The organism is Brevundimonas sp. UBA7507 (genome assembly GCF_002478355.1).
In the GTDB taxonomy this organism is placed as follows: Bacteria; Pseudomonadota; Alphaproteobacteria; order Caulobacterales; family Caulobacteraceae; genus Brevundimonas; species Brevundimonas diminuta_D.
On record NZ_DLNP01000013.1, the window covers coordinates 535,967 to 559,439 of the forward strand.

Annotated in this window: 21 protein-coding genes; 12 read left to right on the forward strand and 9 right to left on the reverse strand. The window is 67.5% G+C overall.

The window, feature by feature from the left end:
* Nucleotides 1-65 precede the first annotated feature (65 nt).
* A complete protein-coding gene (locus tag B3D50_RS10125) occupies nt 66-560 on the forward strand; it encodes a pentapeptide repeat-containing protein (RefSeq protein WP_286951050.1) in 495 nt (164 codons plus the stop codon).
* Nucleotides 561-625: 65 nt separating this feature from the next.
* Nucleotides 626-1,534 carry a pentapeptide repeat-containing protein gene (locus B3D50_RS10130; RefSeq protein ID WP_088409900.1) on the forward strand — a complete coding sequence of 303 codons (909 nt, stop codon included), beginning with the start codon at nt 626-628 and terminating at the stop codon, nt 1,532-1,534.
* Nucleotides 1,535-1,599: 65 nt separating this feature from the next.
* On the opposite strand, the gene aspS is transcribed toward B3D50_RS10130, so the two are convergent.
* Nucleotides 1,600-3,432 (reverse strand): aspartate--tRNA ligase, encoded by a 1,833-nt coding sequence (aspS, locus tag B3D50_RS10135; RefSeq protein ID WP_286951051.1) that lies wholly within the window; start codon nt 3,430-3,432, stop codon nt 1,600-1,602.
* 197 nt (nt 3,433-3,629) lie between these two features.
* On the opposite strand from aspS, the gene B3D50_RS10140 reads away from it, so the two are divergent.
* From B3D50_RS10140 to B3D50_RS10150, 3 genes are all read left to right on the forward strand, one after another.
* The gene (locus B3D50_RS10140) at nt 3,630-4,289 is read left to right on the forward strand and encodes a DnaA ATPase domain-containing protein (RefSeq protein WP_286951052.1); all 660 of its coding nucleotides are present in this window, start codon (nt 3,630-3,632) and stop codon (nt 4,287-4,289) included.
* A gap of 130 nt (nt 4,290-4,419) precedes the next feature.
* Entirely contained in the window at nt 4,420-6,651 is a 2,232-nt protein-coding gene (locus B3D50_RS10145; protein WP_286951054.1) for an RNA degradosome polyphosphate kinase, read from the forward strand.
* Nucleotides 6,651-8,141 carry a Ppx/GppA phosphatase family protein gene (locus B3D50_RS10150; RefSeq protein ID WP_286951055.1) on the forward strand — a complete coding sequence of 497 codons (1,491 nt, stop codon included), beginning with the start codon at nt 6,651-6,653 and terminating at the stop codon, nt 8,139-8,141. Before B3D50_RS10145 ends, B3D50_RS10150 begins: the two co-directional genes overlap by 1 nt.
* 28 nt (nt 8,142-8,169) lie before the next feature.
* On the opposite strand, the gene rnd is transcribed toward B3D50_RS10150, so the two are convergent.
* Nucleotides 8,170-9,324, reverse strand: coding sequence for a ribonuclease D (rnd, locus tag B3D50_RS10155; RefSeq protein WP_003165412.1), 1,155 nt, complete (start codon nt 9,322-9,324; stop codon nt 8,170-8,172).
* 81 nt (nt 9,325-9,405) lie between these two features.
* On the opposite strand from rnd, the gene purM reads away from it, so the two are divergent.
* A complete protein-coding gene (gene purM / locus B3D50_RS10160; RefSeq protein ID WP_286951056.1) occupies nt 9,406-10,443 on the forward strand; it encodes a phosphoribosylformylglycinamidine cyclo-ligase in 1,038 nt (345 codons plus the stop codon).
* 232 nt (nt 10,444-10,675) lie between these two features.
* Here the strand turns inward: purM and B3D50_RS10165 are convergent, their stop codons facing one another.
* Nucleotides 10,676-12,268, reverse strand: coding sequence for a S10 family peptidase (locus tag B3D50_RS10165; protein ID WP_269297837.1), 1,593 nt, complete (start codon nt 12,266-12,268; stop codon nt 10,676-10,678).
* 202 nt (nt 12,269-12,470) lie between these two features.
* Between B3D50_RS10165 and purN the strand changes: the two genes are divergently transcribed.
* Both purN and B3D50_RS10175 read left to right on the forward strand, forming a co-directional pair.
* Nucleotides 12,471-13,055: a phosphoribosylglycinamide formyltransferase gene (gene purN / locus B3D50_RS10170; RefSeq protein ID WP_286951058.1), complete on the forward strand. Its 585-nt coding sequence runs from the start codon at nt 12,471-12,473 to the stop codon at nt 13,053-13,055.
* A gap of 116 nt (nt 13,056-13,171) precedes the next feature.
* On the forward strand, nt 13,172-15,229 hold the full coding sequence (locus B3D50_RS10175; RefSeq protein ID WP_286951059.1) for a M13 family metallopeptidase: 2,058 nt from the start codon (nt 13,172-13,174) through the stop codon (nt 15,227-15,229).
* Nucleotides 15,230-15,312: 83 nt separating this feature from the next.
* On the opposite strand, the gene B3D50_RS10180 is transcribed toward B3D50_RS10175, so the two are convergent.
* Complete coding sequence (locus B3D50_RS10180) at nt 15,313-15,534, reverse strand: hypothetical protein (protein WP_369822373.1); 222 nt, start codon at nt 15,532-15,534, stop codon at nt 15,313-15,315.
* A gap of 174 nt (nt 15,535-15,708) precedes the next feature.
* Entirely contained in the window at nt 15,709-16,128 is a 420-nt protein-coding gene (ndk, locus tag B3D50_RS10185; protein WP_003165416.1) for a nucleoside-diphosphate kinase, read from the reverse strand.
* Between the two features lie 103 nt (nt 16,129-16,231).
* Here ndk and B3D50_RS10190 point away from each other — a divergent pair, with 103 nt between their 5' ends.
* Both B3D50_RS10190 and B3D50_RS10195 read left to right on the forward strand, forming a co-directional pair.
* Nucleotides 16,232-18,118 carry an ABC-F family ATP-binding cassette domain-containing protein gene (locus B3D50_RS10190; RefSeq protein WP_286951060.1) on the forward strand — a complete coding sequence of 629 codons (1,887 nt, stop codon included), beginning with the start codon at nt 16,232-16,234 and terminating at the stop codon, nt 18,116-18,118.
* A complete protein-coding gene (locus B3D50_RS10195; protein ID WP_286951061.1) occupies nt 18,118-18,360 on the forward strand; it encodes a DUF2164 family protein in 243 nt (80 codons plus the stop codon). The genes B3D50_RS10190 and B3D50_RS10195 overlap by 1 nt, the downstream gene beginning before the upstream one ends.
* A gap of 64 nt (nt 18,361-18,424) precedes the next feature.
* Here B3D50_RS10195 and B3D50_RS10200 read toward each other — a convergent pair whose 3' ends face one another.
* Genes B3D50_RS10200 through B3D50_RS10215 form a run of 4 tightly spaced genes read right to left on the reverse strand, consistent with a single transcriptional unit; the run spans nt 18,425 to nt 21,048 of the window.
* On the reverse strand, nt 18,425-18,727 hold the full coding sequence (locus tag B3D50_RS10200; protein WP_076222732.1) for a hemolysin: 303 nt from the start codon (nt 18,725-18,727) through the stop codon (nt 18,425-18,427).
* 17 nt (nt 18,728-18,744) lie between these two features.
* Entirely contained in the window at nt 18,745-19,035 is a 291-nt protein-coding gene (locus B3D50_RS10205) for a hypothetical protein (RefSeq protein WP_286951062.1), read from the reverse strand.
* Between the two features lie 50 nt (nt 19,036-19,085).
* Complete coding sequence (locus B3D50_RS10210; protein ID WP_269297852.1) at nt 19,086-19,547, reverse strand: DNA polymerase III subunit chi; 462 nt, start codon at nt 19,545-19,547, stop codon at nt 19,086-19,088.
* A 25-nt stretch (nt 19,548-19,572) separates the two neighbouring features.
* Nucleotides 19,573-21,048: a leucyl aminopeptidase gene (locus B3D50_RS10215; RefSeq protein ID WP_286951063.1), complete on the reverse strand. Its 1,476-nt coding sequence runs from the start codon at nt 21,046-21,048 to the stop codon at nt 19,573-19,575.
* A gap of 157 nt (nt 21,049-21,205) precedes the next feature.
* On the opposite strand from B3D50_RS10215, the gene B3D50_RS10220 reads away from it, so the two are divergent.
* Together B3D50_RS10220 and lptG are read left to right on the forward strand one after the other, a co-directional pair.
* Nucleotides 21,206-22,339, forward strand: coding sequence for an LptF/LptG family permease (locus tag B3D50_RS10220; protein WP_286951064.1), 1,134 nt, complete (start codon nt 21,206-21,208; stop codon nt 22,337-22,339).
* Nucleotides 22,336-23,439, forward strand: coding sequence for an LPS export ABC transporter permease LptG (lptG, locus tag B3D50_RS10225; RefSeq protein WP_269297858.1), 1,104 nt, complete (start codon nt 22,336-22,338; stop codon nt 23,437-23,439). Before B3D50_RS10220 ends, lptG begins: the two co-directional genes overlap by 4 nt.
* Nucleotides 23,440-23,473 lie beyond the last annotated feature (34 nt).

Consider the following 23,473-nt stretch of genomic DNA (forward strand, 5'->3'; position numbering starts at 1 on the left):
ACGCACTGTCCCGAAACGGCGGCCCGCTTCTTGCTGCAACAGGCGCAAAGCCTGGAGCCATCCGCATGATCCGTCCCGCAATCGCCTTTCTCGCCGCCGTCGGCCTGACGCTGACGGCCCTGCCCGCCTCGGCGCAGAACGCCTCTCAGATCAGCCAGGTGCGTCGCGGCGCCTCCTGCCCCGGCTGCAACCTGTTCCAGGGCGACTTCTCGGGCCTGGAGCGCACGGGCCTGAACCTGTCGGGCGCGCGCATCCGTCAGGCGGACATCAGCCTGTCGGTGATGAACCGCACCAACTTCAGCCGCTCGGACCTGCGCGACGTCGAGGCTTATGGCGCGGTGCTGTCCAGCTCGAACTTCACCGGGGCGGACCTGACCAACGCCAGCTTCGTCGGAACCTATCTGGAAGGCGCGACCTTCACCGGAGCCAAGCTGAACGGGACCAATCTGTCGGGCGCCGAGATGTCGCGCGCACGCGGCCTGAGCCAGTCGCAGCTCAATCAGGCCTGCGGCGATCAGAACACGGTTTTGCCTTCGGGCCTGCGCATTCCCGCCTGTTGAGCGTCGCCTTCGTTACCACGATTTAAGTAGGGTATTTACGCACTAAGGCGCATTCAGGAGGGGTGATGAAACGCTCCATTTCACCCCTGCGCCGCCTGGCCCTCGCTGCCTCAGCCCTTATGGGACTGACGACGGCCGCCCCAGCCCTGGCCGGCGCCGTGGACACGACTTGGACCCAGGACCGCGACGTCGCGCGCATGGTCTCCCTGGGGGGAAGCTGCACCCGTTGCGAGTTGTCGGGCCGCGACCTGTCCGGCGCGACGCTGACCGGCGCCAACTTCGCCTACGCCACCCTTGTCGGAGCCAATCTGCGCGGCGCCGAACTGGTCGGCTCGAACTTCGTCGGCGCCGACTTCAGCCGGGCCGACATGCGCGGCATCGAAATGGTCGGCTCCACCTTCACCAACGCCAATATGAGCGGCGCCCAGTTGATGGGCGCAGAGGCCACCGGCGCGGTCCTGATCCGGGCCAACCTGACCGGCGCCAATCTGACCGGCGCCGAGCTTCAGGGCGTCAATATGAACAGCGCCGTCCTGGTCCGCGCCCGCCTGAACGACGCCGAGATCTTCGGCGCCACCCTGGCCAATGTGAACGCCAGCGGCGCAGACTTCACGAGCGCCGACGTCAAGGCCTCCAACCTGTCAGGCGGCAATTTCGACAACGCCTCCTTCCGCAACGCAGACCTGGACAACGCGCGTCTGTCCGGCGGCAGCTTCAATCGCACCGACTTCCGCGACGCCTCCCTGCGCCGCACCGACATTCGCGGACTGGACCTCTCCCGGGCACGCGGCCTGACGGCCGATCAGGTCGAAGAGGCCTGCGGCGACGCCTCGACCCGCCTGCCGGGCGGCCTGACGGCCCGCAACTGCCGCGGCGGGGTCCGCGTCATCCGTACGCCGCCCGCACCGCCGACGCCGCCCGTCCCCCCGATTCCGCCGCGCCAGCGCAACCTGGTCATCACCTCGGGCAACTGAGGACCGGACGCAAAAAAAGGGAGGGGTCGCCCCCTCCCTTTTCCAATTCAGCCCTATGGCTCCGATCAGACCTTGATCGGCAGCTGGGTGCGGATCGACAGCTCCTTCAGCTGACGCTCCTCGACCTCGGCCGGGGCGCTCATCAGCAAGTCTTGGCCCTGCTGGTTCAGCGGGAAGGCGATGACCTCGCGGATGGCCTGTTCGCCCGCCAGCAGCATGACGATGCGGTCGATGCCCGGCGCCAGACCGCCGTGCGGCGGCGCGCCGAAGCGGAAGGCGTTCAGCATGCCGCCAAACTGCTCCTCGACCACCGAGGCGTCATAGCCGGCGATCTCGAAGGCCTTCAGCATGATCTCGGCCTTGTGGTTCCGGATCGCGCCCGAGCACAGCTCATAGCCGTTGCAGACGATGTCGTACTGATAGGCGCGGATGGTCAGCGGATCCTGCGTCTCCAGCGCCTCCATGCCGCCCTGCGGCATCGAGAATGGGTTGTGACTGAAGTCGACCTTCTTCTCTTCTTCCGACCACTCGAACATCGGGAAGTCGACGATCCAGCAGAACTTGAACTGGTCCTCGTCGACCAGCTTCAGTTCCGTGCCGACGCGGGTGCGGGCCAGACCGGCGAACTTGGCGAAGACCGACGGCAGGCCGGCGGTGAAGAAGGCCGCGTCGCCCTTGCCCAAACCCAGCGAGGTCATCAGGGCCTCGGTCGGCTCCTGACCCAGGTTCTTGGCGATGGGGCCGCCCCACGACTGCTGATCGTCCGACCAGAAGATGTAGCCCAGGCCCGGCTGGCCCTCGCCCTGCGCCCAGGAGTTCATGCGGTCGCAGAAGGCGCGCGAGCCGCCGGTCGGCGCCGGGATGGCCCAGACGGCGTTCTTCTCGTCGGCGCCCAGAATCTTGGCGAACAGGCCGAACCCGCCCTCGCGGAAGTGGTCCGACACGTCCTGCATCTTGATCGGGTTGCGCAGGTCCGGCTTGTCCGAGCCGTACCACTTCATCGACTGTTCGAACGTCAGGCGCTCGAAACCCTTGTGCTCCATCGTCTGACCGAAGTCGTTGGTGAAGACGTGCGTCCCGTCGATTGGCGACACCGGCTTGCCCTCGCCGAACTCGGTGAACAGGCCGTGCATCAGCGGCTCGATCGCCTGGAAGACGTCTTCCTGGGTGACGAAGCTCATTTCCACGTCGAGCTGATAGAATTCCAGCGAACGGTCGGCGCGCAGGTCTTCATCGCGGAAGCAGGGCGCGATCTGGAAATAGCGGTCGAAGCCCGACACCATCAGCAACTGCTTGAACTGCTGCGGGGCCTGCGGCAGGGCGTAGAACTTGCCCGGGTGCATCCGGCTCGGCACCAGGAAGTCGCGCGCGCCTTCCGGCGACGAGGCCGTCAGGATCGGCGTCTGATACTCGAGGAAGCCCTGCGCCACCATGCGGGTGCGGATCGACTGGATCACGCGCGAACGCAGGACGATGTTCCTGTGCAGACGCTCACGACGAAGGTCGAGGAAGCGGTTGCTCAGGCGAATCTCTTCCGGATATTCCTGCTCGCCGAAGACCGGCATCGGCAGTTCGGCGGCTTCCGACAGCACTTCCACCGACAGGACGCGCACCTCGACCTCGCCGGTCGGCAGGTTGGCGTTGACGGTCGAGCCTTCGCGCAGGACGACTTCGCCGTCGACCTTGATCACGCTCTCGGCGCGCAGGCGCTCGACCACTTCAAAGCCCGGCGTTTCAGGGTGCAGGACCAGCTGAGTCAGGCCGTAGTGGTCGCGCAGGTCGATGAACAGCAGGCCGCCGTGGTCGCGCTTGCGGTGAATCCAGCCTGACAGACGAACATTGGCGCCCGCATCCGTCGAACGGAGGGCGCCGCAGGTGTGGGTGCGATAGGCGTGCATGATCGGATTTCGTCTGAAAACGGCTGTCGAACAGCGTGAATTAGGAGCGGGGAAAGGCCCATCATCGCCCCCGAAAGTCAAGGCTGACGCCTGAATCGAACAGGATGCGCCATCCACAGCGGCGCACAGGTTGTCCCCGTGATCCCGCCCTATCAACAGAGACGCCCGCGTCCCGGCCCGGCTAGGGTCCGGTCATCATGAACGCCTCGGCCGCCGAAATCCGTCAACTGCGCCTGCCGCTGCAGCAGGAGACGCCGCAACGCGCCTCCGACCTGGCGATCTCGGAAGCGAACGCGGCGGGCGTGGCCGCCCTGGCCGCCTGGCCGGAAACGCCCGGCGCCATCCTGGCCCTGTTCGGCCCGGCCGGTTGCGGCAAGAGCCACCTGGCCGCCGCCTGGGTCGAGCGCACCGGCGCCATCGCCCTGCACGGCGCCGAAGCCGCCCTGATCGACCCTCTGGAGCTTGAGGGCCGCCCCGTACTGCTGGACCGGGCCCAGGACGCGGACGACGAGAGCCTGTTCCACCTGATCAACCTGACCCAGTCAGGCGGCGGCGCCCTGCTGCTGGTGTCGCGCGATCCGCCGGGGGCCTGGGCGACGGACCTGCCTGACCTGCGTTCGCGCCTGAACGCCATCCGCACCGTGGGGATCGAGGCGCCGGACGACGTGGTCTTCGCCGCCATGCTGCGCCGCGCCTTCGCCAGCCGGAACATCACCCCAGCCGACGAACTGATCGACTATCTGGTCCGCCGCATCGACCGCTCGGCCGACGCCGCCGAGGCCGTGGTCGACCGCCTGGACGCCCTGCACCGCCCAGTGACGCGCGTGCTGGCTCGTCAGGTGCTGGACGGGGAATAGCCGCCCTTTACCTACCCGCTCATCCCGGCGAACGCCGGGATGAGCGGAATTATGCCTGGCGTTCCAAAGTCTCGCCTGCCGCGACACAATCACGGTTGCAGCCGTCACAGGCGCGAGCGACAACGGAATCATGACTGATCTCGCGCCTATCGCCGTCGACACCACCGGCGAGGAAGTCCCTTCCTCGCGCGCCCCGCAGCTGGAGCTGTCCGAGGCGCTGATGGCCTCGCCCGAGCGGTTCATCAACCGCGAGCTGTCCTGGCTGGCCTTCAACGGGCGGGTGCTGGAAGAGGCGGCGAACGAAGGCCACCCCCTGCTGGAGCGGGTGCGCTTCCTGTCCATCTCGGCCAACAACCTGGACGAGTTCTTCATGACCCGCGTGGCGGGCCTGAAGGGTCAGGTGCGCGAGCGGGTGCGCGTCGTCTCGCCCGACGGCCTGACGCCGGCCCAGCAGCTCGAACAGGTCAATGCGGCGGCGGGCGGCCTGATGGCCGAACAGCAGCGCCAGTGGCGCGTCCTGCGCAAGGAGATGGCCGCCGCCGGCATCGAGATCGTCGAACGCGCCCGCATCACCAAGACAGAGCGCGAACGGCTGGAGCCGGAGTTCCTGAACCAGCTGTTCGCCGTGCTGACGCCGATGGCGATCGACCCGGCGCATCCCTTCCCCTTCCTGCCGAACCTGGGCTTCTCGCTGGCGCTGAAGCTGCGCCGCAACAGCGACAATCGCGTCCTCTACGCCCTGGTGCCGGTGCCGACCCAGGTGCGGCGCTTCTGGGCGCTGGCGACGGACGGGCGCTCGACGCCGGGACGCACGCGCTTCGTCTCGCTGGAAAACCTGCTGCTGCTGTTCATCGACCACATGTTTCCGGGCTGCGAAATCCTGGAAAAGGGCCTGTTCCGCCTGATCCGCGATTCCGACATCGAGATCGAGGAAGAGGCCGAAGATCTGGTCATGGAGTTCGAGGAGGCGCTGAAGCAGCGCCGCATGGGTTCGGTCGTCCGCATCAAGATCCAGGCGGACATGCCCGACGACCTGCGCGACTTCATCATCGGCCAGCTTCACGCCCAGCCTCAGGACGTGGTGCTGGTCGACGGGATGCTGGGGCTGGCCCAACTATCCGAACTGATCCCCGGCGGCCATCCCGACCTGAAGTTCAAGGGCTATGAGCCGCGCTACCCCGAGCGGGTGCGCGACAACGGCGGCGACATCTTCGCGGCGGTGCGCGAGAAGGACATGCTGATCCACCACCCGTTCGAGAGCTTCGACGTGGTAGTCCAGTTCCTGCGTCAGGCCGCGCGCGATCCCAACGTCATCGCCATCAAGCAGACGCTCTATCGCACCTCCAAAGACAGCCCCATCGTCGCCGCCCTGATCGAGGCGGCCGAGAACGGCAAGAACGTCACCGCCCTGGTGGAGCTGAAGGCCCGCTTCGACGAAGAAGCCAATCTGCGCTGGGCGCGCCAGATGGAACGGGCGGGCGTCCACGTCGTCTTCGGCTTCGTCGAGTACAAGACCCACGCCAAGATGAGCGTCGTCGTGCGACGCGAGGGCGACAGCCTTCGCACCTACTGCCATTTCGGCACCGGCAACTATCACCCGGTCACGGCCAAGATCTACACGGACCTGAGCCTGTTCACCTGCGACCCGGCGCTGGGCCGCGACGCGACGCGGGTGTTCAACTACATCACCGGCTACGCGACGCCGGACGAGTTGGAAGCCCTGGTCGTCTCGCCGCTGAACATGAAGTCCAGCCTGATCGAGATGATCGGCAAGGAGATGGCCGCCGCCGCCAAGGGCAAGCCCGCCGCCATCTGGGCCAAGATGAACGCCCTGGTCGACCCGCAGATCATCGACGCCCTCTACCGCGCCAGCCAGCAGGGCGTACGCATCGAACTGGTCATCCGGGGCATCTGCTGCCTGCGTCCCGGCGTGCCGGGCCTGTCGGAGAATATCCGGGTCAAGTCGATCGTCGGCCGCTTCCTGGAGCACAGCCGCATCGTCGCCTTCGCCAACGGCCACGACCTGCCCAGCAACCGGGCGCGGCTCTACATCTCCTCGGCCGACTGGATGCCGCGCAACCTGGACCGCCGGGTCGAGTTGATGACGCCGATCCTGAACGCCACCGTCCACGATCAGGTGCTGGACCAGATCATGGTCGCCAATCTGAAGGACGACGCCCAGAGCTGGGTGCTGGAGCCCGACGGCTCCTATCGCCGGGTGACCCCCAGCGGGTCGGAGCGGCCCTTCTCGGCGCACAAATACTTCATGACCAACCCCAGCCTGTCGGGACGCGGCCGCAAGGTGAAGACCCTGCCCGGCGCCCTGTCCTATCCGGGCCTCAAGCCGCGGAAGCGCCGCTGATGAGCCCCGAGCGCGAATACGAGTCGAAACAGATCGCCGTCATCGACATCGGCTCCAACTCGGTGCGTCTGGTGCTGTACCGGCTGGAAGGCCGCGCGGTCTGGACCATGTTCAACGAGAAGGTTCTGGCGGGTCTGGGCCGCGATCTGGCCGCGACCCGACGCCTTTCTGAACCGGGCGTGGTCATGGCCATGACGGCGCTGCGCCGCTTCGCCGCCGTGATCGAGGGCGTCCAGCCGGACCAGGTGCTGGTCGCCGCCACCGCCGCCGTGCGCGAGGCCGAGGACGGCCCGCTGTTCTGCGAGCGCGTGGCCGCCGAGACGGGGCTGCTCATCCGCGTCCTGAGCGGTGAGGAAGAGGCCAAATACTCGGCGCTGGGCGTGCTGGCGGGCGATCCCGGCGCGCGCGGCGTGGCCGCCGACATGGGCGGCGCCAGTCTGGAGCTGACGCGGATCGGCGACGGTCCGCGCGGCAAGGGCGTGACCCTGCCGCTGGGGCCCTTCGCCCTGCTGGACGCCAAGGGCTTCGACGCCGATCGCCTGCGCGGCCGCATCGCCAAGCGGCTGGAGCCGATCGGAGACGATTACGCGACCCCGACGCTCTACGCCGTCGGCGGCGCCTGGCGCAGCCTGGCCCAGATGCACATGGCCATGGCCGATCACCCGATCCGCATCGTCCATCAATACGCCATGAGCGCCGCCGACGCCCGCGACATGGCCCGACTGGTCGCGCGTCAGTCCCGCGCCTCGCTCGAAAAGCTGCCCGGCCTTTCCAAGCGCCGCGCCGAGACCCTGCCCTACGCCGCCCTGGTGCTGGAGGGGCTGATCGAACGGCTGGGGCTGACCTCCGTCAACTTCTCGGCCTGGGGCGTGCGCGAGGGGCTGCTGTATCACGGCATGGAGCCGGCCATGCGGGCCGTCGATCCCCTGCTGGCGGGGTGTTCCGCCTGGGGCGGGCGCCAGGGCGTGGACCCCGCCCTGCCCCGCGCGCTGGACGGCTGGCTGCAATCGGTCGCCTCGGCCCTGCCCGAGGTGTTCGGCGAGGAACGCGACGCCCTGCTGACGTCTTCGGTCTGCCGCCTGGCCGACCTGGGCGCGCGGCTGCACCCGGACCACCGCACCAACCTGGTGTTCGATCAGGTGCTGTGGTCGCCCATTCCGGGCCAGACCCACGCCGAGCGCGCCTTCATGGCGGTGGCGATGAACGCCCGCTATGGCGGCGAGGCGCGCACGCCCGCGCCGGAAACGGTCAACCGCCTGCTGTCGGAAAAGGGCCAGAAGCGCGCCCGGGCCCTGGGGCTGGCCATGCGGCTGGCCTGCGACCTGTCGGGCCGTTCGCCGCAGCTTCTGGCCAACGCCACGGCCACGGTCGAGAAAGGCGCCCTGCGCGTCACCGCCGCCACGGGCTACGCCGACATGCTGCTGGGCGAACAGACGAAACGCCGAGCCAAGGCGCTGGCTGAAGCGATGGATCTGACCCTGAAGATATAAAGCCCTCTCCCGCCGGGAGAGGGTTTGATCAGCCCTCGATCTCGACCACTTCGACGCGGGCGCCGTTCAGCACCAGGGCGATCTCGCCCTTCTTGAGCTTCAGCGCGTCCTCGCCGAACAGCTGACGGCGCCAGCCCTTCATGGCCTCGACGTCGGCGTTGTCGTTCAGCGCGATCTTCTCCAGGTCCGACACGGTGGCGATCAGCTTTGACGCCACGCCCGCGTTGTCGCTCTTGGCCTTCAGCAGCACCTTCAGCAGTTCCACCACCGAAGGCGGCGCCGGCTGGTTGTGCGCCGGGCGCTCAAGCTTGGGCGCGTGGGCTTCAGGGTCGGCCAGAACGCGCTTCAGCTCGGCCGCAAGCTCCAGCCCCAGGCGCGAGCCGCCGAAGCCCTTGGGCACCGAACGCAGGCGGTTGAAGGCGTCGGGGTCGGTCGGCGCCTGGACGGCGATCTCGTCGATGGCCTCGTCCTTCAGGATGCGGCCGCGCGGTTGATCGCGCTCCTGGGCCGCGCGCTCGCGCCAGACGGCGACAGCGACGAAGGCGGCCAGATATTTGGCGTTGAACTTCTTGGGCTTCAGCCGCTTCCAGGCGTTCTCGGGCGAGGTGTCGTAGAGGGCCGGGTCCGTGACCGCGCCCATTTCCGACATGACCCAGTCCAGACGGCCTTCCTTCTGCAGCCGGTCGCGCAGCTTGGGATACAGGGCCGACAGGTGCGTCACGTCGCCCAGGGCATAGGTCAGTTGCGCGTCCGACAGCGGGCGACGCGCCCAGTCGGTGAAGCGACTGCCCTTGTCTAGCTCCTGACGCAGCATCTGACGGACCAGAGCCTCATAGCTGACCTGATCGCCGAAACCGGCGGCCATGGCGGCGACCTGGGTGTCGAACAGCGGGCGCGGCATGGCGCCCAGCTTGTTGAAGATCTCCACGTCCTGCCGGGCCGCGTGGAAGACCTTCAGAATCGATTCGTCCCGCAGGATGTCGAGGAAAGGCTCCAGATCCAGCCCCTCCGCCATCGGATCGATGATGGCGGCGTCCGTTGGCGAAGCCGCCGCCTGAATCAGGCACAGCTTGGGCCAGTAGGTCGTTTCCCGCATGAATTCCGTATCAACGGTGATGTACGGGGCCTTGGCCAAACGCTCGCAGAAGGCGATCAGCGCGTCATTGGTGGTGATTGGCGTCATTCCGATGCTATAGCCCCGCGCGACGCCGTCGTGGCAAGAGCGCCGCGACAAATTTTCGCCCCCGATTTCGAGCCGTGACCGATGAGCGACACCCCCGAGGCCCTGAAAAACGGTCTGACCTACGCCGATGCAGGCGTGGACATCGACGCCGGAGAACAGCTGGTCGACGCGATCAAGCCCCTGGCCAAATCCACGCGCCGCCCCGGCGCAGAGGCCTCGCTGGGCGGTTTCGGCGCCCTGTTCGACCTGAAGGCCGCCGGTTTTGAAGACCCGCTGATCGTCACCACCACGGACGGCGTCGGCACCAAGCTGAAGATCGCCATCGAGACCGGCCGCCATGACGGCGTGGGCGTCGATCTGGTCGCCATGTGCGTCAACGACCTGCTGGCGCAGGGCGCCGAGCCGCTGATGTTCCTGGACTACTACGCCACGGGCAAGCTGGACGTGGACGCCGCGCGCCGCGTCGTCGCCGGCATCGCCGAGGGCTGCCGCCAGTCGGGCAGCGCCCTGGTCGGCGGCGAAACGGCCGAAATGCCGGGCATGTATTCGGGCGGCGACTACGACCTGGCCGGCTTCTCGGTCGGCGCGGTCGAGCGCGGCAAGGTTCTGCCCTATCTGGATCAGCAGAAGGCCGGCGACGTCATCATCGGCCTGGCCTCCTCGGGTCCGCACTCGAACGGCTATTCCCTGATCCGCAAGGTGGTCGAGAAGTCCGGCCTGGCCTGGGGCGACGACGCCCCCTTCGCCAAGGACCAGACCCTGGCCCAGGCCCTAATGGAGCCGACCCGCATCTATGTGAAGCCGGTCCTGCCGCTGATGAAGGCGGACCTGATCAAGGGCGCGGCCCACATCACGGGCGGCGGCCTGATCGAGAACCCGCCGCGCTGCATCGCCGAGGGCCTGGAAGCCCGCTTCGACTGGGGCGCCTGGCCGATGCCCGCCGTCTTCCAGTGGCTGGGCGAGACGGGCGGCGTTTCGGATCACGAGATGCGCCGCACCTTCAACTGCGGCGTGGGCTTCATCCTGATCGTCGCGCCGGAGAACGTCGAGCCGGTGCTGGCCGCCTTGCTGAACGCGGGCGAGACGGCGTTTGTCTGCGGACAACTGCAGGCGGCGTAAGGCGGCAGCCTTCCGACAAGACAAAAGCCCCCGGTCAACGCGACCGGGGGCTTTTTTGCGTCCACGCTTCTTCCGCTCACCCCGGCGGACGCCGGGGCCCAGTAAGGACCGCAAGCGCCGCGTCCTTAGCCAAAGCACTGGATCCCGGCGTCCGCCGGGATGAGCGGGCATGAAGAGAAAAAGGCCCCGGTCGCGCTGACCAGGGCCTTCCTTGTTCAGACTGTCGCCGAGATCAGCGAATGCCGCCGTTCTGCGTCTCGTCGTAGAACTTGGCCATGTCGGTGTAGAGCTGCTCCAGCGCCGGGCGGGCCGTGTACATCATGTGGCCGCCTTCATAGTAGGTGAACTCCAGGTTCCCGCGCAGGTGCGGCTCCAGCATCATCTGGGCCAGGTCGTACTCCGTGCTGAAGAAGGGCGTGGCGGCGTCGTAATAGCCGTTCAGCGCCAGCACCTTCAGGTGCGGATTGCGGCGGATGGTCGTGGCCAGGTCGACCGCCGTGTTCGGCGTCGTCTGCGGGCCGCCGACCGGCGGGCGGTGGCTCCAGTCCCAGTCGAAGCCCGGCAGGCCGCGCGCCGACTGGCGATAATCCATGTCGGTGCGGTAGTTCAGCGTCGTGGCCACATAGTCGCGGAAGATGCTGAAATAGGCGCCGGTGATGGCGCTGCTGGAGGGGTCTTCCTCGGGCGAGCCGCCGACCGCATTGGCGTCAATGCCCAGGTAGCGGGTGTCCAGGCGGCCGACCGTCTGGCGACGATCGCGCAGCAGCTCCTTGCGGAAGGGGCTCAGCTCAAGGCGCAGATTGGCCTGATCCAGAACCTCGGGCGAAATGCCGATCAGGGCGCTCATCTGCTGGGCGATCTGGGCGCGCTCGGCGTCCGAGATCAGATGCCCCTTCGACAGGGCGGCCGAGTACGGGCCGATGGCGAATTCGCGGGCGCGCTGGACGTGTTCTTCCAGGCTGGGCTTGTTCGGTATCTTGTTGTGATACCAGGCCGTCGCCGCATAGGTCGGCAGCAGGGTGACGAAGTTCTGCGGATAGCCCGGCTGGCGCACGCCGTAGTTCATGATCGACGACAGCAGCACCACGCCGTTCAGCGACATGCCGCGGCTTTCCAGCTGATGCACCAGGGCGCCGGCGCGCAGGGTGCCGTAGCTTTCGCCCAGCACGTATTTCGGGCTGGACCAGCGGTCGAACTTGGTCGTGTACCGCATGATGGCGCGGGCGAAGGTGTCCGCGTCCTGATCCACGCCCCAGAAGGCCGAACCCGGGGTCTCGCCCAGCGGGCGCGAATAGCCGGCGCCGACCATGTCGATGAAGACCAGGTCGGTCTTGTCCAGCAGGGTCATGTCGTTGGGCGCCAGGTTGAACGGCCCCGGACGCTCGACCACCGGGGCGTCGGTCTGGACCCGCATCGGGCCGAAGGCGCCCATGTGCAGCCACACCGTCGGCGAGCCCGGCCCGCCGTTGAACATATAGGTGATCGGGCGACGGCCGACCGGCTGGCCGTCCAGCGTATAGGCCACATAGAAGAGGCTGGCCGTCGGCATGCCCGCGTCGTTGCGGACCGTCAGAGTGCCCGCCGTGGCCTTGTAGCGCATGGCGCGGCCGTGGGCGGTGATCGAGTGGCTGGTCGTCACCGTCTGTTCGTCGGCGCTGGCGCGGGCCCAGTTCTTCTCGATCTGTTCGGCGTTGGCGTTGCGCAGACGTTCGGCCGCCGAGCGGATCGGACCCGAGCCGCCGCTGGACGCGGCTTCCTGAGCCATGGAAACGGCCGGCGCGGCCAACAGGGCCGCGGCGCAGGCGGCGGTCAACAGACGACGCATATAGGATACTCCCCCTAGGATGCCGGACTCTCCGGCGGATCGACGCTAGCGCCGCCGTTTCCGAAGAAGCAACGGAGTTTGCGTCAGTTGGTCGATATTCGTTCGGCGGCGCTACGCCCTCCCCTTCGCCTCGCAGTCCCTCTTGCTAAGTCGCCGTCGGGGCCGCATGGCAGTCGCGCCTTTTCCAACGCGTGAGCCGCCCATGTCCGTCGCCAAAACCCGCGTCGCCGTCCTGATCTCGGGAACCGGCTCGAACATGGCCAGCCTGATCGCAGCGGGTCAGGCGGCGGACGCGCCGTATGAAGTCGTGGTCGTCGTCTCCAACATCGCGGGCGCGGGCGGTCTGGCCAAGGCCGAGGCGGCGGGCGTCGAGGCGCTGACTGTCGAGCACAAGCCCTTCGGCAAGGACCGCGAGGCGCACGAGCGCGCGATCGACGCCCTCCTGGCCGAACGCGGCGTCCAGGTCGTGGCCCTGGCCGGATACATGCGCCTGCTGACCCCGTGGCTGGTCGGGAAATGGGCGGATCGGATGCTGAACATCCACCCGTCGCTTCTGCCGCTCTATCCCGGCCTGAACACCCACGCCCGCGCCATCGAGGCCGGCGACCTTGAGGCGGGCTGCACTGTCCACATCGTCACCGAGGGCGTCGACGAAGGCCCGATCCTGGGCCAGGCGCGCGTGCCGATCCTGCCGGGCGACACGCCCGACATTCTGGCGGAACGGGTCAAGGCGGCGGAGCACGGCCTTTATCCCCAGGCGCTCGCCGATTTCGTCCGCCGCTCGTAATCCTTAACGATTTTTAATGCGACAGCCGGTCGCAGGCGAGCGCAGGTTGCCCGCAAGCACGAATGCGCCGTCCTGATGGCGTAATCGCGCACGTCTGCACCACTGGGAAAGACCCGATGATGAAAACCCGCCTGATGGGCGCCGCCGCCATGGCGCTCGCCCTCGCCTTCTCGGCTCAGCCGACCTTAGCCCAACACGCCCACGCCTCGGCGACCGCCTCGACCACGCCCGAGATCAAGCCCTGGGGCTTCGACCTGGACGGCCGCGACCTGACCGTGAAGCCAGGCGACGACTTCAACGCCTACGCCAACGGCGTCTATCTGCGCGATACCGAGATTCCGGCCGACAAGGCCCGCTTCGGCCCGTTCGACGTCCTGTATGAGAACTCGCAGGCCCAGCTTCGCGCCATCATCGAAGCCAGCGCCGCCAACCCGGTCAACGACAACGCCCGCAAGGTCGGCGCCCTGTACGCCAGCTTCATGGACGAGGCCCGCGTGAACCAGCTGGGCGCCCAGCCCCTGGCCGCCGACCTGGCCGCCATCCGCGCCGTCGCGAACCACAGCGACATGGCCCGCCTGATGGGCGCCAGCCACGAAGGCTTCGGCGGCTCCCTGTTCGGGGTGGCCGTGTTCGAGGACTTGCAAGACCCCAACGTCAACTCGGCCTATCTGGGCCAGGGCGGGCTGGGCCTGCCGGACCGCGACTATTATCTGAAGCCCGACTTCGCCTCGCAACGCGAAGCCTACGTCGGCTATGTCACGCGCGCCCTGACCGCCGCCGGGTGGAGCAACCCGGCCCAGGCCGCCGCCGACATCCTGGCCTTCGAGACCAAGGTCGCCGAAAAGCACTGGACCACGGTCGAGCGCCGCCAGATCGACAAGATCTACAACCCGACCCCGGCCGCGCAGTTGTCGACCTTCGCGCCGGGCTTCGACTGGGCCGCCTTCCTGCAGGCCTCCAAGGTCGAGAGCGTGCCGACCCTGGTGCTGATGGAGAACACCGCCATCCCCGGCATCGCCCAGGTTTTCGCCGACACCCCGATCGAGACGCTGAAGGCCTGGCAGGCCTTCCAGACCGTCGATCAGGCCAGCCCCTATCTGTCCGACGCATTCGTCGACTCGCGCTTCGAGTTCCGCGGCAAGACCCTGCGCGGCCAGCCCGAGAACCGTCCGCGCTGGAACCGCGGCGTCGCCCTGGTCGACGGCCAGCTGGGCGAGGTTCTGGGCCAGGAGTACGTCCGCCTGCACTTCCCGGCTTCGTCCAAGACGCAGATGGAGCAGTTGGTCGCCAACCTCAGCGCCGCCATGACCGAGCGCCTGAAGGCCCTGGACTGGATGAGCGAGGCCACGCGCGAGCAGGCCCTGCTGAAGATGTCCAAGTTCGGCGTGAAGATCGGCTATCCCGAGAAGTGGCGCAGCTATGACGGGCTGGAGCTGACGGCGGGCGACCTCTACGGCAACGTCGAGCGCGCCTCCGCCTTCGACTGGGCCTGGAACCGCAGCAAAATCGGCCAGCCGGTCGATCCGCTGGAATGGGGCATGACGCCCCAGACGGTGAACGCCTATTACAACCCGCCGCGCAACGAGATCGTCTTCCCGGCCGCCATCCTGCAGGCGCCCTTCTTCGATCCGAACGCCGATCCGGCGGTCAACTACGGCGGCATCGGCGCCGTGATCGGCCACGAGATCACCCACGGCTTCGACGATCAGGGCCGCAAGACCGACGCCAACGGCGTGCTGCGCGACTGGTGGACGCCGGAAGACGCCGCCCGTTTCGAGGAACGCGCCAAGACCCTGGGCGCCATCTACGCCGCCGAGGAGCCCGTGCCGGGGATGCACATCAACGGCGACCTGACGATGGGCGAGAACATTGCCGATCTGGGCGGGCTGCTGATGGCGCTGGACGCCTATAAGCGCAGCCTGAACGGCCAGCCGGCCCCGGTGATCGACGGCCTGACGGGCGAACAGCGCGTCTTCCTGGGCTGGGCCCAGGTGTGGCGCGAGAAGTCGCGTGAAGAGGCTCTGAAAGAGCAGCTGACCACCGACCCGCACTCGCCCGGCATGGCGCGCGCCGCCACCCCGCCGCGCAATATCGACGCCTGGTACGCCGCCTTCGGCGTCACCCCGGATCAGGCGGAATACATCGCCCCCCAAAAGCGCGCCCGCATCTGGTAAGCGGCGCGTCCGGCGACGGACAAAAGGAAAGGGCGTCGGCTTCGCGGCCGACGCCCTTTTTATTTCGCCTTGCGAAGAAAGCCTTACTCGTGCGGCTTCTTCGGCGTGGTGGCGGCGCCTGCCACGGCGCCGATGACGCCGCCGGCGACGGTCGCGCCGGTGTTGCCGCCGATCGCCTGACCGGCGACCGCGCCGCCCAGGGCGCCCGTGGCGGCGCGTTGTTCCGTGGTCGTGCCGCAGGCCGCCAACAGAGCCGTCAGGCCGATCACCGGGGCGAGTTTCAGCATCGTCTTCATGGCGGTCATCCTTGTTCTTCTTCGAGAGACAGCGTGACCATGAAAACGAAACGGCCCGCCCCCGGTTCCGAGGGCGGGCCGAATTGTCACACAGCTTGGCCGCAAACGATCAAGCCGCGTCGGGTCGAAAAGGCGAAGCCTTTTGACCGCGGCTCAGAAAAACAGGCCGCGTCGGGTCGGAAATCAGCCGACGATGTCAGCGTCCGTGAAGAACTGGGCGATCTCGATGCCGGCGTTCTCCAGCGAGTCCGAACCGTGGACCGAGTTCTCGCCGATCGACAGGGCGAACAGCTTGCGGATGGTGCCTTCAGCGGCGTCGTTCGGGTTGGTGGCGCCCATGACTTCGCGGTACTTGGCGACGGCGTTGTCGCCTTCCAGCACTTGGACGACGACCGGCTCGGCGATCATCTGCGAGACCAGTTCGCCGTAGAAGGGGCGCTCGGCGTGCACTTCGTAGAACTTCTTGGCTTGGGCTTCGGTCAGCTTGACGCGGCGTTGGCCGACGATGCGCAGGCCGGCGCCTTCGATCACAGCGTTGATGGCGCCCGTCAGGTTACGGCGGGTGGCGTCCGGCTTGATGATCGAGAACGTACGTTCGGTCATGGGAGTGACTTCTTGTTTGGGAGTTTGAGGGTCGGCGGCTTATAGCGAGCGCCGCACATCTTTCCAATATCCCCGCGCGTAAGCCTTTTTCTTTCCGGTTCCCATGCTGCAGATCAAAAACCTGACCTACAACGCCTGGGGCCGCGAGTTCCTGGACGACGCCTCCGTCAGCCTGCCGCCGGGGTCCAAGGTCGGCCTGGTCGGCCGCAACGGCATCGGCAAGTCGACCCTGTTCAAGCTGATCCTAGGTGAACTGGCCGCCAACGGCGACGAAATCTCCCTGCCCAAGACCGCCCGCATCGGCTCGGTGGATCAGGAACACCCCGCGACGCCCGTCAGCGTTCTGGACACCATTCTGGAAGCCGATGTCGAGCGCCACGACCTGTTGACCCGGCTGGAAACCGCCGAGCCGGAGGAAATGGGCGAGATCTGGGGCCGTCTGATCGAGATCGACGCCGACAGCGCGCCCGCCCGCGCCTCTGAAATCCTGGCCGGTCTCGGCTTCAGCCACGATGACATCCTGCGCCCGATGGCCGAGTTCTCGGGCGGCTGGCGGATGCGCGTCGCCTTGGCCGCCGCCCTGTTCGCCGAGCCGGACATGCTGCTGCTGGACGAACCGACCAACTACCTCGATCTGGAAGGCGCCCTGTGGCTGGAGCAGCGGCTGAAACGCTATCCGCACACGGCCCTGATCATCAGCCACGACCGCGAGCTGCTGAACGGCGTCTGCACCCACATCCTGCAGCTGTCGAACCGCAAGCTGGACCTCTACACCGGCAACTACGACACCTTCGAAAAGACGCGAGCCGAAAAACTGCGCCTGATGGCGTCGACCCAGGCCAAGCAGGACGCCGAGCGCGCCCACCTGCAAAAGTTCATCGACCGCTTCAAGGCCAAGGCCTCCAAGGCCACCCAGGCCCAGTCGCGCGTCAAGCGACTGGAGAAGATGCAGCGGATCGAACTGCCGCCGGAGGAGCGCGTCGCCCCCTTCACCCTGCCTTCGCCCGAACGCCCCCTGCCCCCGCCGCTGATCCGGTTGGAGAAGGCCAACGTCGGCTATGAGCCGGGCAAGCCGATCCTGAAAAACCTGAACCTGCGGATGGATCTGGACGACCGCATCGGCCTGCTGGGCGTCAACGGGGCGGGCAAGTCGACCTTCGCCAAACTGATCGCCAAGGCCCTGACCGTCGAGACGGGCGAGTTCCATCGCGACGGCAAGATGCGCGTGGGCTGGTTCCACCAGCACCAGATCGAGGCGATGGACCCGACCGACACGCCGCTGGAGATCATCCGCCGCGCCATGCCGGACGCCTCGGAAAGCAGCCGCCGCAGCCGTCTGGCCCAATTCGGCCTGCCGTTCGAGAAGCAGGAGACCACCGTCGCATCGCTGTCGGGCGGCGAGCGGGCGCGCCTGCTGCTGAACCTGGTGGCGATGGATGCGCCGCACATCCTGATTCTGGACGAACCGACCAACCACCTGGACATCGACAGCCGCCGCGCCCTGCTGGACGCGCTGAACGAATACACCGGCGCGGTCATCCTGATCACCCACGACCGCTCGCTGATGGAGCTGGTGGCCGACCGCCTGTGGCTGGCCGCCGACGGGTCGGTGAAGCCGTTCGACGGCGACATGGACGACTATCAGAAGTTCGTCCTCGACCGCGCCAAGCAGGCTGGGATGAAGCCCAGCCAGGTCAAGCATGAGGAAGCTGTGGCCGAGGCTCCCGCGCCCGCCGTCGCGCCCAAGGCCGAAAAGAAGAAGGGGCCGTCTCCGTCCACGCTCCGCCATGCGGTGAAGAAGGCCGAGGACAGGATGGCCCAGCTGACCGCCGACCTGGCGCGGCTGGACGACGACCTGGCCAACGCCGCCGTCAATGATCCGAAGAAACTGGAAGGCCTGACGCGCGCCCGCGCCAAGGCCCAGGCCGATCTGGATCAGGCCGAGGCCGACTGGATCGCCGCCGAGGAAGCCCTGGCCGAGGTCTCCTGATGAGCAAGACGCCGCCCCTGCTGACCAAGGACGAGATGCAGGAGGCGTCTGCCCGTCTGCGCGCCTACCTGCGCGACGAGCTGGAGGTGGAGGTCGGCCAGTTGCCTGCCGAAATGCTGGTGGAGTTCATCGGCCGCGACATCGGCCGCCTGTTCTACAACCGCGGCCTGCGCGACGCGGAGACCGTGGTGCGCCAGAAGGTAGAGGACGTCGCCGACGCCCTCTACGGCCTGGAGCAATAAGCCCCACAGCCCTGATCCCCGCTCACCCCGGCGGACGCCGGGATGAGCGGATATTCTAGGGGATTCAGCCGCAGCTGACGCGCGTCACCACGTTGGTCTTGTCGTCGTAGGTGAAGGTCACGCGGTTCTCGCGATAGTCCATGGTCGCCGCGCAGCTGCTGCACAGGACGCGGAAGATGCGGCCTTGCGGCGCGGTCGGAATGGTCGAGCGATTGCGCCCCACATACTCCTGATAGTCGCTGGCCTTGCAGGCGACGGGGGTCGCCTCGCCGCCGGGCGCAGGCGTCGCGCCGCCGCCCTGGGTCGGGGCGCAGGCGGCCAGGGCGAGGAAGCCCGCTGCGGCGCTCAGGGTCAGAATCGTCTTCATGGCGGCGTCCTTTTCGATCAGCCGCAGCGAACCTGTTCGACCAGGCCCGTCTGCTGATTATAGAAAATATTCAAGCGGTAAGGCGAATAGTCTTCGGTTACGGGACAGGTCGTGCAGGCGACGCGACGGTTCACTACATCCACCGGAACGGGAATCTGGCTGCGCGGTTTCCCGACCAGCCACTGAAGCTCGCCGGCCTTGCACATGTCGCCGTCGATGCTGCGGACGCCCGGTTCGGACAGATAGGGCCGTTCAGTGGAAGAGACCGGCGTCCGCACCGGCGCCGTCGGCTGGCCGGCGTGTCGCACAGGCGGCGGCGAGGCGCAGGCCGACAGGGCGACCAGGCCGACGCCCAGGATCAGGCCGCCTTTTCCCAGCGGCCCTCGTCCGATTGTTTCCAGTAGGCCAGGTCGGCGCCGTCCGCCTTCAGCGTCCGCCAGCGCCCGCGCGCATGGTTCAGCGCCTGCTCGTCCCGACCGTCGAAAATGATGAAGCAACGTGCGAACTCCTGCGTGGCCCCAAGCTCTGAATCATCGACGATGAACAGCGCCTGAGCGCCATTCAGATTTTCGCCCGATTCGGACAGGAGCACAGGCTGGCGCGCAGCGTGTCCGCCGTCAGCCCGTCCGTGCGGCAGGAAGCTGTCGTCGCGATAGGTCCACAAAAGCTCGTCGATGTCGTCGAGCCGGTGCGAGGTCGCGCCCCGGATCAGGGCGCGCCATCCCCGCTGAAGCGTGCGCTCCAGCAGGGTCGGCAGCACCTGTTCCAGCGTCGACCGCTCCAGATGATAGAACCAGATTTCCGGCTTGGCGTCAGACACCCGACCCTACCTTCCTGAACTGAGGTCAGCCTTCGTAGTGGTCGGCGACCATGCGGTCGAGCAGACGCACGCCATAGCCCACGGCGCCGTCCGGCACGGTCGGGTTCTTGGAGTCCTTCACCCAGGCGGTCGAGGCGATGTCGATGTGCGCCCACGGCGTGCCGTTGGTAAAGCGTTGCAGGAACAGGGCGGCGGTGATCGAGCCGCCCGCGCGGCCGTTGCCCATGTTCTTCACATCGGCGATCGGGCTGTCGATGTGGCGGTCGTATTCCGCGGGGATCGGCATGCGCCAGGACTTCTCGCCCACCTTCGGACCGGCGTCGGCGATGTTGGCGGCCAGTTCGTCGCTATTGGTGAAGACGCCCGCGTATTCCAGGCCCAGCGAGATGATGATGGCGCCCGTCAGGGTGGCCAGGTCGATCATGAACTTCGGCTTGAAGCGGTCCTGCGTGTACCAGAGGGCGTCGGCCAGAACGAGGCGGCCCTCGGCGTCGGTGTTCAGCACTTCGATGGTCTGGCCCGACATGGAGGTGACCACGTCGCCCGGACGCTGTGCGGCGCCGTCAGGCATATTCTCGACCAGGCCCAGAACGCCGACGACGTTGACCTTGGCCTTGCGGCCCGCCAGGGCGTGCATCAGGCCGGCCACGGCGGCGGCGCCGCCCATGTCCCACTTCATCTCTTCCATGCCGTCAGCGGGCTTCAGGCTGATGCCGCCGGTGTCGAAGCAGACGCCCTTGCCGACGAAGGCGATGGGGGCCTCGCCTTCCTTGCCGCCGTTCCACTGGATGACGGCCAGCTGGCTTTCACGCACCGAGCCCTGCCCGACGCCGAGCAGCGAGCCCATGCCCAGCTTCTCCATCTCGGCCTCGCCCAGAATCTCGACCTTGGCGCCCAGGGCCTCCAGCTCCTTCACGCGGCGCGCGAACTCGGCCGGGTACAGGATGTTGGCGGGCTCCGACACCAGGTCGCGCGCGAACAGCACGGCGTCGGCCACAGCCGACAACGGCTGGAAAGCGGCCTCTGCGGCCTTCACGTCCGAGGTCACGACGCGCACGGTCGTCACCGACGGGATCTTATCGGCCTTCTGCTTGGTCAGGTATTTGGCGAAGCGATAGGCGGCCAGGCGCACGGCGAATCCGGCGCGGGCGGCAAGTTCCGGCGACAGGTGCGACACGTCGATGGTCAGGACTTCGGCGCCCGACAGCTTGGTCGCCTGATAGGCGGCCGCAGCCGCGGTTTCGACCGCCAGATCGTCCAGCTTGTCCGCCGCGCCCGCGCCGACCAGCAGGACGGCGTTCGCGTCGATCCCCGCCGGAGCCGCGACGTTCAGGCTGCTGTTGGCGGCGCCGTTGAAGCGGCTGTTCTTCATCGCCTTGGCCAGGGCGCCCGAGGCGGCCTGATCCAGCGTCGGTCCGGTCCCAGCCAGCGCCCGCCCCTCATGAACCAGCAAGGCGAGAATTTCGGCTGCACCCGACGAAGCGACGAATTCGATTTTCATAAACTGACTCCAGACCGAGAAATCATGCCCCGGTCACGCTTGAATTTGCCATGGTCGCGGCGACGGTTTCGTCGGGGCGGCCGGATGTGTATTACATGGCTCGCATCGCCCTGGGCTGCAACACGTTCGCAGCCGATTATACGACCTTACCCGCCGCATGACCCTGATTCAGAGGTATCTTTTCCGCCAGATCGGCCTGCCCATCGTGGCGGCGGTCGCGGCGCTGGCCGGGATAGGCCTGCTGAGTCAGAGCCTTGATCAATTGGAGGTCATCGTCGAGCGCGGCCAGAGCGTCTGGGTCATGGTCAAATTGACCTTGCTAGCCCTGCCGCAACTGATCGCCGTCATCCTGCCCATCGGCCTGTTCGTCGGCGCCCTGATCGCCCTGACGCGGCTGCAGCGGGAGCAGGAGCTGACCGCCGCCTACGCCGCCGGCGTCAGCCGCTGGGCCCTGATCCGGCCGGCCCTGCAGATCGCCCTGATCGTCACGGTCGTCTCCCTGCTGGTGAACGTCTTCGTCCAGCCCTGGGCCCAGCGCGAGGGTCGCCGCCAGGCGTTCGCCATCCGCACCGACCTGGCCGCCCTGCTGGTCGAGGAAGGGCGCTTCGTTCAGGGGCCGGACGGCCTGACCGTCTACGTCCAGCAGATCGAGCAGAACGGCCTGATGAAGAACCTCTTCGTCTACCTGGACAACGGCAAGACGGTCACGACCTGGGACGCCGAGACGGCCCGCTTCGGCCGCGTCGACGGCCTGCCGGTGCTGACCATGCAGAACGGCTCGATGCAGCGCTATTCCTCGCGCGAGGTGCTGAACCAGCTCTCGTTCGACCAGCAGGTGTTCGACCTGTCGCCCTACGCCAAGACCAGCGAGCGCATCCGCTTCAAGCCGTCGGACCTGTGGCTGACGGACCTGTTCGACCCGACCCCCGCCCTGCTGGAAAGCGCCGGAACGCGCGGCGAGCTGGCGGCCGAGGGCCATTCGCGCCTGGCTTCGCCTCTCTACGCCCTGGCGGCCATGGCCTTTGCCCTGGCGGCCATCCTGGGCGGCGCCTTCAGCCGCAGCGGCTACGCCGGACGCATCGCCAGGGCGGCGGGCGCCTTCCTGATCCTGCGCGTCATCGGGTACGGCCTGGTGGCGGGCAGCGCCTGGAACGGCGCGCTCAACATCCTGCAATACGTCGTGCCGCTGGCCGCCACATTCCTGGCCCTGCGCATCCTGTTCCGCGCGCTGAAGCCGCGCCGTCGCCGCACCTGGGCGCCGCTGGAACGCCTGAAGGCGAGGTTCGCATGAAGCTCCGTCTCGGCCGTATCGAACGCTATGTGCTGATCCAGCAGATGAAGGCGCTGGGCGTGGCCCTGGCCGTCATCGCCGCCCTGGTCATGCTGATCGACTTCGTCGAGGTCTCGCGCGGGCTGAACTCGTCCGGCGAACTGTCGGGCGGGCGCATCCTGGGCCTGGTGATGGTCAAGTCGCCATCGGTGATCGTGCAGCTTCTGCCCTTCGTCTTCCTGTTCGGCACGCTGGGCGCCTTCGTCAGCCTGAACCGGCGCAGCGAGCTGATCGCCATGCGGGCGGCGGGCGTTTCGGCTTGGCGCTTCGTCCTGCCGGCGGCGGGCGCGGCGGTGGCGCTGGGCGTGCTGACGGTCACGGTGCTGGGCCCGATGGCGGCGGCGGGCGACGCCGTCTGGCAGCGCGAACGCGCCCGCATCTCCGGCTCGGTTCCCGGCAGCGAATCGGGCCAGGCGGTCTGGCTGCGCGAAGGCGACGCCAACCGTCAGATGATCATTCGCGGAGGCCGCCAGGAGCAAGCCAGCGGACGGCTTCTGGACGCGACCTTCTTCATCTACACCACGACCTCGAGCGGCCGTCGCGTCTTCACCGAGCGCGTGGACGCCGCCACGGCGACGCTCAACGCCGGGCGCTGGCGACTGACCGACGCCGCGGGCGCGCAGACAGGCCAGCGGGCGGTGCGCTACGCCACCTTGGACCTGCCGTCCAACCTGGCCGACGAAGAGGCCTTCCAGCGTTTCGCCCGACCGCAGTCGACGCCCTTCTGGTCCCTGCCCAACCAGATTCGTCGGATCGAGGACGCCGGCTTCGCCTCGACCGCCTACCAGCTGCGGCTGCAACAGCTTCTGGCCACGCCGCTGATCTTCGGCGCCATGTCCATTCTGGCGGCGGCCTTCTCGCTGCGGCTGATGCGCCTGGGCGATCTGGCGCGGATGACAGTGGCGGCCGTGGTGCTGGGCTTCGCCTTCTTCTTCCTGAATCAGTTCTCCTCAGCCATGGGTTCGGCCGAGGTCGTGCCGCCGATCGTCGCCGCCTGGCTGCCGCCTATATTGACGGCTCTCGCCGCCTTTACCTTGCTGTTCTATACCGAAGACGGCTAATCGAGCGGTTTCCGCCCGGCCGGTAATGAGTGGA

Coding starts and splice junctions, on each gene's coding strand:
- B3D50_RS10125 (WP_286951050.1), top strand. CDS start 66: ATGATCCGTCCCGCAATCGCCTTTCTCGCCGCCGTCGGCCTGACGCTG.
- B3D50_RS10130 (WP_088409900.1), top strand. CDS start 626: ATGAAACGCTCCATTTCACCCCTGCGCCGCCTGGCCCTCGCTGCCTCA.
- aspS (WP_286951051.1), bottom strand. CDS start 3,432: ATGCACGCCTATCGCACCCACACCTGCGGCGCCCTCCGTTCGACGGAT.
- B3D50_RS10140 (WP_286951052.1), top strand. CDS start 3,630: ATGAACGCCTCGGCCGCCGAAATCCGTCAACTGCGCCTGCCGCTGCAG.
- B3D50_RS10145 (WP_286951054.1), top strand. CDS start 4,420: ATGACTGATCTCGCGCCTATCGCCGTCGACACCACCGGCGAGGAAGTC.
- B3D50_RS10150 (WP_286951055.1), top strand. CDS start 6,651: ATGAGCCCCGAGCGCGAATACGAGTCGAAACAGATCGCCGTCATCGAC.
- rnd (WP_003165412.1), bottom strand. CDS start 9,324: ATGACGCCAATCACCACCAATGACGCGCTGATCGCCTTCTGCGAGCGT.
- purM (WP_286951056.1), top strand. CDS start 9,406: ATGAGCGACACCCCCGAGGCCCTGAAAAACGGTCTGACCTACGCCGAT.
- B3D50_RS10165 (WP_269297837.1), bottom strand. CDS start 12,268: ATGCGTCGTCTGTTGACCGCCGCCTGCGCCGCGGCCCTGTTGGCCGCG.
- purN (WP_286951058.1), top strand. CDS start 12,471: ATGTCCGTCGCCAAAACCCGCGTCGCCGTCCTGATCTCGGGAACCGGC.
- B3D50_RS10175 (WP_286951059.1), top strand. CDS start 13,172: ATGATGAAAACCCGCCTGATGGGCGCCGCCGCCATGGCGCTCGCCCTC.
- B3D50_RS10180 (WP_369822373.1), bottom strand. CDS start 15,534: ATGACCGCCATGAAGACGATGCTGAAACTCGCCCCGGTGATCGGCCTG.
- ndk (WP_003165416.1), bottom strand. CDS start 16,128: ATGACCGAACGTACGTTCTCGATCATCAAGCCGGACGCCACCCGCCGT.
- B3D50_RS10190 (WP_286951060.1), top strand. CDS start 16,232: ATGCTGCAGATCAAAAACCTGACCTACAACGCCTGGGGCCGCGAGTTC.
- B3D50_RS10195 (WP_286951061.1), top strand. CDS start 18,118: ATGAGCAAGACGCCGCCCCTGCTGACCAAGGACGAGATGCAGGAGGCG.
- B3D50_RS10200 (WP_076222732.1), bottom strand. CDS start 18,727: ATGAAGACGATTCTGACCCTGAGCGCCGCAGCGGGCTTCCTCGCCCTG.
- B3D50_RS10215 (WP_286951063.1), bottom strand. CDS start 21,048: ATGAAAATCGAATTCGTCGCTTCGTCGGGTGCAGCCGAAATTCTCGCC.
- B3D50_RS10220 (WP_286951064.1), top strand. CDS start 21,206: ATGACCCTGATTCAGAGGTATCTTTTCCGCCAGATCGGCCTGCCCATC.
- lptG (WP_269297858.1), top strand. CDS start 22,336: ATGAAGCTCCGTCTCGGCCGTATCGAACGCTATGTGCTGATCCAGCAG.